At 61.4% G+C, this 10,780-nt stretch carries 9 protein-coding genes; all 9 read left to right on the top strand.

The features are described 5' to 3' along the window. The first annotated feature begins 57 nt into the window (after positions 1 to 57). Entirely contained in the window at positions 58 to 987 is a 930-nt protein-coding gene (gene arcC / locus HX801_RS05485; RefSeq protein WP_177021742.1) for a carbamate kinase, read from the top strand. An 18-nt stretch (positions 988 to 1,005) separates the two neighbouring features. Next, positions 1,006 to 1,368 (top strand): DUF5064 family protein, encoded by a 363-nt coding sequence (locus HX801_RS05480; RefSeq protein WP_003220051.1) that lies wholly within the window; start codon positions 1,006 to 1,008, stop codon positions 1,366 to 1,368. 199 nt (positions 1,369 to 1,567) lie between these two features. Next, positions 1,568 to 3,076 carry a sigma-54-dependent transcriptional regulator gene (locus tag HX801_RS05475; RefSeq protein WP_177021741.1) on the top strand — a complete coding sequence of 503 codons (1,509 nt, stop codon included), beginning with the start codon at positions 1,568 to 1,570 and terminating at the stop codon, positions 3,074 to 3,076. A gap of 402 nt (positions 3,077 to 3,478) precedes the next feature. Beyond that, entirely contained in the window at positions 3,479 to 3,862 is a 384-nt protein-coding gene (gene gcvH, locus HX801_RS05470; RefSeq protein ID WP_003220049.1) for a glycine cleavage system protein GcvH, read from the top strand. A 10-nt stretch (positions 3,863 to 3,872) separates the two neighbouring features. Further along, on the top strand, positions 3,873 to 6,719 hold the full coding sequence (gene gcvP, locus HX801_RS05465) for an aminomethyl-transferring glycine dehydrogenase (RefSeq protein ID WP_177021740.1): 2,847 nt from the start codon (positions 3,873 to 3,875) through the stop codon (positions 6,717 to 6,719). 141 nt (positions 6,720 to 6,860) lie between these two features. Further along, positions 6,861 to 8,237: an L-serine ammonia-lyase gene (locus tag HX801_RS05460; RefSeq protein WP_003220047.1), complete on the top strand. Its 1,377-nt coding sequence runs from the start codon at positions 6,861 to 6,863 to the stop codon at positions 8,235 to 8,237. Positions 8,238 to 8,276: 39 nt separating this feature from the next. After that, positions 8,277 to 9,401, top strand: coding sequence for a glycine cleavage system aminomethyltransferase GcvT (gene gcvT / locus HX801_RS05455; protein ID WP_003220046.1), 1,125 nt, complete (start codon positions 8,277 to 8,279; stop codon positions 9,399 to 9,401). Positions 9,402 to 9,791: 390 nt separating this feature from the next. Next, positions 9,792 to 10,004, top strand: a complete 213-nt coding sequence (locus HX801_RS05450) for a cold-shock protein (protein WP_003220045.1) — start codon at positions 9,792 to 9,794, stop codon at positions 10,002 to 10,004. Between the two features lie 95 nt (positions 10,005 to 10,099). Further along, positions 10,100 to 10,588, top strand: a complete 489-nt coding sequence (locus HX801_RS05445) for an RDD family protein (protein ID WP_017475695.1) — start codon at positions 10,100 to 10,102, stop codon at positions 10,586 to 10,588. Positions 10,589 to 10,780 lie beyond the last annotated feature (192 nt).

Genomic DNA, 10,780 nt, shown 5'->3' with positions numbered 1-10,780 from the left:
CCGCTCCCACATTTGGCCCGGTGTTCACAACGCTGGATTCTGGAAGGACAACCTTATATGCGTATCGTCGTTGCACTGGGCGGCAACGCCCTTCTGCGCCGTGGTGAACCCATGACCGCAGACAATCAACGGGCCAATATCCGTATCGCCACCGAACAGATCGCCAAGATCCACAAAGGCAACGAGCTGGTGATTGCCCACGGCAATGGCCCGCAAGTGGGCCTGCTGTCGCTGCAGGCTGCCGCCTACACCCAGGTTTCACCTTACCCGCTGGATGTGTTGGGAGCCGAAACCGAAGGCATGATCGGCTACATCATCGAACAGGAACTGGGCAACCTGCTGGACTTCGAAGTGCCGTTCGCCACACTGCTGACCCAGGTCGAAGTCGACGCCAAGGACCCGGCCTTCCAGAACCCGACCAAACCCATCGGCCCGGTGTACTCCAAAGCCGAAGCGGAAAAACTGGCCGCTGAAAAAGGCTGGACGATTGCCCCCGATGGCGACAAGTATCGCCGCGTGGTGGCCAGCCCACGGCCAAAGCGGATCTTTGAAATCCGCCCGATCCAGTGGTTACTGGAAAAAGGCAGCATCGTGATCTGCGCCGGCGGCGGCGGGATTCCGACGATGTATGGCGAAGACGGCAAGCTCAAGGGCATTGAAGCCGTGATCGACAAAGACCTGTGCTCATCCTTGCTGGCCGGGCAACTGGACGCCGATTTGCTGGTGATTGCCACCGACGTCAATGCCGCCTTTATCGACTTCGGCAAGCCCACCCAGAAAGCCATCGGCCAGGCACACCCGGACGAAATCGAAAAGCTCGGCTTCGCTGCCGGCTCAATGGGACCCAAGGTCCAGGCCGCGTGCGAGTTCGCCCGCCAGACTGGAAAAACCGCAGTGATCGGTTCACTCTCGGACATCGAAGCGATCGTCCAGGGCAGCGCCGGCACCCGCATCAGTACCGCAAAACCTGGCATCACCTACCTGTGAAGTAGAGGAGAAACGCCTATGGCTACCTTTGAACCTGGTCACCTGCACATCGAACGCCACGCGCTGAACAAGGATGACTACAGCTACAACCTGTGCATCGACTACGAAGTCAGCCAGGACCCAAAGGAAGGCAAGGGAATGCTCTTCAAGATGCACGGCACGGTGCAGGGCAAGGAGCTCAAGGAAGAGTTCTTCCTGCCCAAGGACCAGTCGTTCGACTTCGCCCGGCAGGCGATGAACATCGCGCAGAAGTACGGCATGCCGAAGATTGCCGTGCTCAATGGCCAGATGCACAAGCAGTACGATTTGATGTTTGAGGATGTGCGCCATCAGTTGGATGTGAAGCCTGGGGATCCGGTCAAACCCGAACACCTCGAATAACCCGATTTCCCAGGCACCAACCATCAAATGTGGGAGCGGCGGTGCGACGATTCGACTTGCTCGCGAATGCGGTGTATCAGTTGATACATCCGGTGACTGACACACCGCATTCGCGAGCAAGCCCGCTCCCACATTTTGATCTCTATCTTCTCCAAGGCATACTTGCCACCTCTCGCTCGCCAGAACCAAAAACAGCCCCATGCGTATCCACGTCAGCTTCATCGACCGCGTCGGCATCACCCAGGAAGTCCTGGCCTTGCTCGGTGGGCGCAATCTGAACCTGGATGCGGTGGAAATGGTTCCGCCCAACGTCTACATCGACGCCCCGACCCTAAGCGCCGAGGTACTGGAAGAGCTGCGTGATGCACTGTTCAGCGTGCGCGGCGTGCAAGCCGTGACCGTGGTCGACATCCTCCCCGGCCAGCGCCAGCACCTGCAACTCGACGCCCTGCTCGCCGCCATGACCGACCCGGTACTGGCCCTGGACAGCGCCGGCAAGATCCTGCTGGCCAACCCGGCGCTGATCGCCTTGTACGGTCGCGAACCCGCCGGGGAAAGCATCAACGAACTGTTCGACGACCCAACCCTGCTGGCCACCCTGCTGGAACACGGCTTTCGCCTGGCCCTGCGGGAAATCAGCGTCAACGGCCAGACCCTGCTGCTGGACGCCACGCCGATCACCGACGCCGGCGCCCTGCTGACCCTGTACCAACCCAACCGCATCGGCGAACAACTGTCGGCGCTGCACCATGACCACGCCGAAGGTTTCGACGCGTTGTTGGGCGAGTCCCCGGCGATCCGCACCCTCAAGGCGCGGGCGCAACGGGTGGCGGCGCTGGATGCACCGTTGTTGATCCAGGGCGAGACCGGCACCGGCAAGGAGCTGGTGGCCCGTGCCTGCCACGCCATCAGCGCACGCCACAGCGCGCCGTTCCTGGCCCTGAACTGCGCGGCGCTGCCGGAGAACCTGGCCGAGAGCGAACTGTTCGGCTACGCCCCCGGCGCCTTCACCGGTGCCCAGCGCGGCGGCAAGCCGGGGCTGATGGAACTGGCGAACCAGGGCACGGTGTTCCTCGACGAGATCGGCGAGATGTCACCGTACTTGCAGGCCAAGCTGCTGCGGTTTCTCAACGACGGCAGCTTCCGCCGGGTGGGCGGCGACCGTGAGGTGAAGGTCAATGTGCGGATCCTCAGCGCCACCCACCGCGACCTGGAAAAAATGGTCAGCGAAGGCACCTTCCGCGAAGACCTGTTCTACCGCCTCAATGTGCTCAACGTCGAAGTGCCGCCCCTGCGCGAGCGCGGCCAGGACATCCTGCTGCTGGCCCGCTACTTCATGCAGCAGGCCTGCGCGCAGATCCAGCGCCCGGTCTGCCGCCTGGCGCCGGGCACCTACCCGGCGCTGCTGGGCAACCGCTGGCCGGGCAACGTGCGGCAATTACAGAACGTGATCTTCCGCGCCGCGGCCATTTGCGAAAGCAGCCTGGTGGACATCGGCGACCTGGACATCGCCGGCACCTCGGTGGCGCGGCAGAACGATGGTGAAGTCGACAGCCTGGAGCAGGCCGTGGAGGATTTCGAGCGCGGGTTGCTGGAGAAGCTCTATGCCAGCTATCCGTCCACGCGCCAGCTGGCCAGCCGCCTGCAAACCTCCCACACCGCCATTGCCCATCGCTTGCGCAAGTACGGTATTCCCAGCAAGCCCTGACTGACTGCACGCGATCAACATGTGGGAGCGGGCTTGCTCGCGAATGCGTTGGGTCAGTCAATACATTCGGCACTGACATACCGCTTTCGCGAGCAAGCCCGCTCCCACATTTGATCTACGGCGCCCTCAAAAGCGACCTCCGCCTGTACTGAAAGCGCTACAGTGGAACGATATCAATACACACCGTCCCAGGCGTCGCGATGCAAGGCTTTGATCCTCATAGGCTTTTTTTCACCCGTCCAGCTGTAGCGATATCGCTACAGTCACCTTCCGAACATCACCTGCCATAATCAGTAACCAATTGTTTTATAACGATAAAAAAACATTGGCCGCAATTTTGCTAAGCAACTCCCCATTATTCCAATCCCGTCCACCAGACGAATCTGGCCCTGAGGAGTTTCCATGAGCGAGTTGCGCTTTACTGAAGATCACGAATGGCTGCGCGCCGAAGCCGACGGCAGCGTGACCGTGGGCATTACCGCTTTTGCGCAGAACGCGCTGGGTGATGTGGTTTTCGTGCAACTGCCTGAGCTGCAGTCCTACGACAAAGGGGCAGAAGCCTCCACCGTTGAATCGGTCAAGGCCGCCAGCGGCGTATACATGCCATTGGACGGCGAAGTCCTCGAAGTAAACGACAAGCTGGACGGCAGCCCCGAGCTGGTCAACGAAGACCCGATGGGCGAAGGCTGGTTCTTCCGCTTTAAACCGGCTGATGCCGACGCAGTAGCTAAGCTGTTGGATCAGGATGCGTATGACCGCCTGATCAAAGCCAACGCTGAAGCCTGAGGAGCGCGCCATGACTAATCTGACCACCGCCAACGAATTCATCGCCCGCCACATCGGCCCGCGCCAGGACGACGAGCAACACATGCTCGCCACCCTGGGCTTTGATTCCCTGGAAGCCCTGAGCGCCAGCGTGATCCCGGAAAGCATCAAGGGCACCGCTGTGCTGGGCCTGAGCGACGGCCTGAGCGAAGCCGACGCACTGGCTTCGATCAAGGCGATCGCCGCCAAGAACGAGCTGTTCAAGACCTACATCGGCCAGGGCTACTACAACTGCCACACACCGTCGCCGATCCTGCGCAACCTGCTGGAAAACCCGGCCTGGTACACCGCCTACACGCCGTATCAGCCGGAGATTTCCCAGGGCCGCCTGGAGTCGCTGCTGAACTTCCAGACGCTGATCAGCGACCTCACCGGCCTGCCGATCGCCAACGCCTCGCTGTTGGACGAAGCCACCGCCGCTGCCGAAGCCATGACCTTCTGCAAACGCCTGAGCAAGAACAAAGGCAGCAACGCGTTCTTCGCCTCCGTGCACAGCCACCCGCAAACCCTCGACGTATTGCGCACCCGTGCCGAGCCGCTGGGCATCGACGTGGTGGTGGGCGACGAGCGTGAACTGACCGACGTCAGCGCCTTCTTCGGCGCCCTGCTGCAATACCCGGCCAGCAACGGTGACGTGTTCGACTACCGCGAACTGACCGAGCGCTTCCACGCCGCCAATGCGCTGGTAGCCGTGGCCGCCGACCTGCTGGCCCTGACCCTGCTGACCCCGCCGGGTGAGTTCGGCGCCGACGTGGCCATCGGCAGCGCGCAACGCTTCGGCGTTCCGCTGGGCTTCGGTGGCCCGCATGCGGCGTACTTCTCCACCAAGGATGCGTTCAAGCGCGACATGCCGGGCCGCCTGGTCGGCGTCTCCGTGGACCGTTTCGGCAAGCCGGCCCTGCGCCTGGCCATGCAGACCCGCGAGCAACATATCCGCCGCGAGAAGGCCACCAGCAACATCTGCACCGCCCAGGTATTGCTCGCCAACATCGCCAGCATGTATGCCGTGTACCACGGCCCGAAAGGCCTGACCCAGATCGCCAACCGCATTCACCACCTGACCGCGATCTTCGCCAAAGGCTTGGGCGTATTGGGCCTGGCAGTTGAACAAGCCCACTTCTTCGACACCCTGACCATCAAGACCGGCGCGCAAACTGCTGCCCTGCACGACAAGGCTCGCGCCCAGCGCATCAACCTGCGTGTGGTCGACGGCGAACGCGTTGGCCTGTCGGTGGACGAAACCACCTCCCAAGCCGACATCGAAACCCTGTGGAGCGTGTTCGCCGGCGGTAAAGCCCTGCCGGACTTCGCCGCATTGGCTGCCAGCGTTGAAAGCACCCTGCCGGCCGCGCTGCTGCGCCAGTCGCCAATTCTCAGCCACCCGGTGTTCAACCGTTACCACTCCGAAACCGAGCTGATGCGCTACCTGCGCAAACTGGCCGACAAGGACCTGGCCCTGGATCGCACCATGATCCCGCTGGGCTCGTGCACCATGAAGCTCAACGCCGCCAGCGAAATGATCCCGGTGACCTGGGCCGAGTTCGGTGCCCTGCACCCGTTCGCCCCGGCCTCGCAAAGCGCCGGCTACCAGCAACTGACGACCGAACTGGAAGCCATGCTCTGCGCGGCCACCGGTTACGACGCGATTTCCCTGCAACCGAACGCCGGTTCCCAGGGCGAATACGCCGGCCTGCTGGCCATCCGTGCCTATCACCAGAGCCGTGGCGAAGAACGCCGCGATATCTGCCTGATCCCGTCGTCGGCCCACGGCACCAACCCGGCCACCGCCAACATGGCCGGCATGCGCGTCGTGGTCACCGCCTGCGATGCACGCGGTAACGTCGACATCGAAGACCTGCGTGCCAAGGCTATCGAGCACCGCGAGCACCTCGCTGCGCTGATGATCACCTACCCGTCCACCCACGGCGTGTTCGAAGAAGGCATCCGCGAAATCTGCGGGATCATTCACGACAACGGCGGCCAGGTGTACATCGACGGCGCCAACATGAACGCGATGGTCGGCCTCTGCGCCCCGGGCAAGTTCGGCGGCGATGTGTCCCACTTGAACCTGCACAAGACCTTCTGCATTCCCCACGGTGGTGGCGGCCCGGGCGTCGGCCCGATTGGCGTCAAATCCCACCTGACGCCGTTCCTGCCCGGCCATGCCGCGATGGAACGCAAGGAAGGCGCGGTCTGCGCCGCACCGTTCGGCAGCGCGAGCATCCTGCCGATCACCTGGATGTACATCAGCATGATGGGCGGCGCAGGCCTCAAGCGCGCTTCGCAGTTGGCGATTTTGAATGCCAACTACATTTCCCGCCGCCTGGAAGAGCACTACCCGGTGCTGTACACCGGCAGCAATGGCCTGGTGGCCCACGAATGCATCCTCGACCTGCGCCCGTTGAAAGACAGCAGCGGCATCAGCGTGGATGACGTGGCCAAGCGTCTGATCGACTTTGGTTTCCATGCGCCGACCATGTCGTTCCCGGTGGCCGGCACCCTGATGATCGAGCCGACCGAAAGCGAATCCCGGGAAGAACTGGACCGCTTCTGCGACGCGATGATCGCCATCCGCGAAGAAATCCGCGCGGTGGAAAATGGCTCGCTGGACAAAGACGACAACCCGCTGAAAAACGCGCCACACACTGCCGCGGAACTGGTTGGCGAATGGAGCCACCCATACAGCCGTGAACAAGCGGTGTACCCGGTGGCGTCGTTGATCGAAGCCAAGTACTGGCCGCCGGTTGGCCGGGTCGACAACGTGTTTGGCGATCGCAACCTGGTGTGCGCTTGCCCGTCGATCGAGAGCTACGCGTAACCTGATGTGGGAGCGGGCTTGCTCGCGAATGCGGAGTGTCAGTTGATACATCTGGTGACTGACCCACCGCTTTCGCGAGCAAGCCCGCTCCCACATTGGACCGCGTACATCCGTTCAATAATAAGAAACCGGAGAACAACCATGTCTTTAAGCGTGTTCGACCTGTTCAAGATTGGCATCGGCCCCTCCAGCTCTCACACCGTCGGCCCGATGCGCGCTGCCGCTCGATTCGTCGAGGGACTGAAGCGCGACAACCTGCTGGGCGCCACCACCTGCGTCAAGGTGGAGCTCTACGGCTCACTCGGCGCCACCGGCAAAGGCCACGGCAGTGACAAGGCCGTATTGTTGGGCCTGGAAGGCGAGCACCCGGATACCGTGAACACCGAAACCGTTGCCGCCCGCCTGTTGGAAATTCGCGGCAACGCACGCTTGAACCTGCTCGGCGAACACAGCATTGCGTTCAACGAGAAAGAACACCTGGCGATGATTCGCAAACCCCTGCCCTATCATCCCAACGGCATGATCTTCCGCGCCTTCGACGCCGCCGGCTTGCAGATTCGCAGCCGCGAGTACTACTCGGTGGGCGGCGGGTTTGTGGTGGATGAAGACGCCGCCGGCCACGACCGGATTGTCGAAGACGCCACGCCCCTGACGTTCCCGTTCAAAAGTGCCAAGGACTTGCTCGGCCATTGCGCCACCTATGGGCTGTCCATCAGCCAGGTGATGCTGACCAATGAAAGCGCCTGGCGCCCGGAAGCGGAAACCCGCGCCGGCCTGCTGAAGATCTGGCAGGTGATGCAGGACTGCGTGGACGCGGGCTGTCGCAACGAAGGGATTTTGCCGGGAGGGCTGAAGGTCAAGCGCCGCGCCGCCGCGTTGCATCGCCAACTGTGCAAGCACCCGGAATCGGCGCTGCGCGACCCGCTGTCGGTGCTGGACTGGGTCAACCTGTACGCCCTGGCGGTCAACGAAGAAAACGCCAATGGCGGGCGCGTGGTGACGGCGCCCACCAACGGTGCCGCCGGGATTGTGCCGGCTGTGTTGCACTACTACATGCGCTTTATCCCGGGGGCCAGCGAAGACGGGGTGGTGCGCTTCCTGCTCACCGCCGCGGCCATCGGTATTCTGTACAAGGAGAACGCCTCGATCTCCGGCGCCGAAGTCGGCTGCCAGGGAGAAGTCGGCGTGGCCTGCTCCATGGCTGCCGGCGCCCTGTGTGAAGTGCTGGGCGGTACGGTTTCCCAGGTGGAGAACGCCGCCGAGATCGGCATGGAACACAACCTCGGCCTGACCTGCGACCCCATCGGCGGGCTGGTGCAGGTGCCCTGCATCGAGCGCAACGCAATGGGTTCGGTCAAGGCCATCAATGCGGTGCGCATGGCCCTGCGCGGCGACGGGCAACACTTCGTGTCCCTCGACAAGGTCATCCGCACCATGCGCCAGACCGGCGCCGACATGAAAAGCAAATACAAGGAAACCGCCCGTGGCGGTTTGGCGGTCAACATTATCGAGTGCTGACGCCTATAAGCGCGTCCGCACGTTTTTCAGGAGCTGAATATGTCCACCGAAACCCTGTTGAAAACCCCGTTGCACGCCCTGCACATCGAACTGGGCGCACGCATGGTGCCCTTCGCCGGCTACGACATGCCGGTGCAATACCCGCTGGGCGTGATGAAAGAACACCTGCACACCCGTGAGCAAGCCGGGTTGTTCGATGTGTCGCACATGGGCCAGATCCGCCTGACCGGCGCCGGTGCCGCCAAGGCCCTGGAAACCCTGGTACCGGTGGACATCATCGACCTGCCGGTGGGCATGCAGCGTTATGCGATGTTCACCAACGAGCAAGGCGGCATCCTGGATGACCTGATGGTCGCCAACCTGGGTAACGACGAACTGTTCCTGGTGGTCAACGCCGCCTGCAAGGACCAGGACCTGGCCCACCTGCGCCAGCACATCGGTGACCAGTGCACCATCGAGCCACTGTTCGAGGAACGCGCCCTGCTGGCCCTGCAAGGCCCGGCTGCCGTCAGCGTGCTGGCGCGCCTGGCGCCGGAGGTCAAGCACATGACCTTCATGCAATTCGCACCGACCCGCCTGCTGGGCGTGGACTGCTACGTCAGCCGCTCGGGCTACACCGGCGAAGACGGCTTCGAAATCTCGGTACCGGCCGCGAACGCCGAGGCCCTGGCCCGCAGCCTGCTGGCCGAAACCGAAGTACAGGCCATCGGCCTGGGCGCCCGCGACTCCCTGCGCCTGGAAGCCGGCCTGTGCCTTTATGGCCATGACATGAACACCGAGACCACGCCGATTGAAGCCAGCCTGTTGTGGGCAATTTCCAAGGCCCGTCGTGCTGATGGCGCACGCGCCGGTGGCTTCCCGGGCGCCGATGCGATCTTCACCCAGCAACAAACCGGCGTCAGCCGCAAACGCGTAGGCCTGTTGCCACAGGAACGCACGCCGGTCCGTGAAGGCGCAGAAATCGTCGACGAACACGGCACCGTGATCGGCAGCGTCTGCAGCGGCGGTTTTGGCCCGAGCCTGGGCGGCCCGCTGGCCATGGGTTATCTGGACAGCGCTTTCATCGCACTGGATACCGAAGTATCTGCGTTGGTACGTGGGAAAAAGGTGCCACTACGTGTAAGTAAAATGCCATTCGTGCCACAACGTTACTACCGTGGTTGATTGACTGTTCCTATAAGTAACGCGGTTGCGTTAACGTGCACTAATCTGTAACGCAACCGCCACATTAAAGTGCATTGACGATAGTCAATGTTATGTTCAGTCACCTATAACAAGTGACGAATTCTATCGAATAAACGCGTTCCACATTGTGGACAGAAGTGTAACGAGGCCGAGCAAAACCTGGGGTTTTGCCGGGGCTTGTTTTTTCTGTATTAGTTGGCGTAGAGTTTGCCCACTGTGTTTGCATGGGTCGCTTTGAACCTGGACCTGGGCAGTAGCCAAAGTTTGCTACAACCCGTTCGACGTCTCTTACTTTCCTGCAACCCAGCCCAGTACTCTTTCATGTGAAAGGGGCTGTCATTAATTTTTTTGCGTCAAGGAAATAAGAAAATGGCTGATCGTCAGAGCGGTACCGTCAAGTGGTTTAACGACGAAAAAGGGTTTGGTTTTATCACTCCAGAAAGCGGTCCGGATCTGTTCGTCCACTTCCGCGCTATTCAGGGCAACGGCTTCAAAAGCCTGAAAGAAGGCCAGAAAGTGACCTTCATCGCGGTGCAAGGCCAGAAAGGCATGCAAGCCGACGAAGTACAAGCAGAAGGCTGATCCTTGCTGCGACAAAAAGCCCCTGATATGACATCAGGGGCTTTTTTATGGGCGTTCTTCCGTAAAATGGCTTTTTTCCTGCCGAGAGCCATGCCATGTCGAAACACCTGCTGAGCCCCCAAGGCGAGTTTCCCGCCGTAGGCCTGGGCCGTCGTCTGGCAGCGATGTTCTATGACTTCCTGTTGTGCACCGCCCTGCTGATCGTCACGGCCTTCATCTACAAGCTGGTGTGGATGGGGTTTGTCGGTGAGGCCAAGCTGCGGGCGCTGTCTGAGTCTGGCGCGCTGGATGGTGATCCGCTGTTGTCGACGATTTTGTTTTTTGTGCTGTTTGGGTTCTTTGCCAAGTTCTGGACGCATTCGGGGCAGACCCTGGGGATGCAGGTTTGGGGGGTGCGGGTGCAGAACGCTGATGGGTCGCGGATCAGTCTGTGGCAGGCGTTGTTGCGGTTTGTGGTGTCGATTGCTTCGTGGTTGTGCCTGGGGCTTGGGTTTATCTGGTCGTTGTTCGACAAGCAGAAGCGTGGCTGGCATGACATCTACTCCGACACGCAGTTGGTGCGGGTTCCGAAGAAAAAGAAGTAGGTTTTCAGGTTGGGGGCATATCCGTTGCTGCGGTTATGGCCGCTATTGGTTCCGCTTTTACAGCGGCTCACTTTTGAAAAGCGCAAAAGTAAGCAAAACGCTCTTGCCCCACCACTCGGCTCCTCGCCTAGGCTCGGAGTGCCCTCACTCCGGCTTTGGACCGTGGGCCGCCGTCATGGGCCATCCCTGGCC

This window comes from Pseudomonas sp. G1002, assembly GCF_013385455.1.
Lineage (GTDB): Bacteria > Pseudomonadota > Gammaproteobacteria > Pseudomonadales > Pseudomonadaceae > Aquipseudomonas.
The sequence above is the reverse complement of the archived record's forward strand: the minus strand, read 5'-3'. Positions and strand labels throughout refer to the sequence as shown.

Coding starts and splice junctions, on each gene's coding strand:
- gcvP (WP_177021740.1), top strand. CDS start 3,873: ATGACTAATCTGACCACCGCCAACGAATTCATCGCCCGCCACATCGGC.
- HX801_RS05460 (WP_003220047.1), top strand. CDS start 6,861: ATGTCTTTAAGCGTGTTCGACCTGTTCAAGATTGGCATCGGCCCCTCC.
- HX801_RS05475 (WP_177021741.1), top strand. CDS start 1,568: ATGCGTATCCACGTCAGCTTCATCGACCGCGTCGGCATCACCCAGGAA.
- arcC (WP_177021742.1), top strand. CDS start 58: ATGCGTATCGTCGTTGCACTGGGCGGCAACGCCCTTCTGCGCCGTGGT.
- HX801_RS05480 (WP_003220051.1), top strand. CDS start 1,006: ATGGCTACCTTTGAACCTGGTCACCTGCACATCGAACGCCACGCGCTG.
- gcvT (WP_003220046.1), top strand. CDS start 8,277: ATGTCCACCGAAACCCTGTTGAAAACCCCGTTGCACGCCCTGCACATC.
- HX801_RS05445 (WP_017475695.1), top strand. CDS start 10,100: ATGTCGAAACACCTGCTGAGCCCCCAAGGCGAGTTTCCCGCCGTAGGC.
- HX801_RS05450 (WP_003220045.1), top strand. CDS start 9,792: ATGGCTGATCGTCAGAGCGGTACCGTCAAGTGGTTTAACGACGAAAAA.
- gcvH (WP_003220049.1), top strand. CDS start 3,479: ATGAGCGAGTTGCGCTTTACTGAAGATCACGAATGGCTGCGCGCCGAA.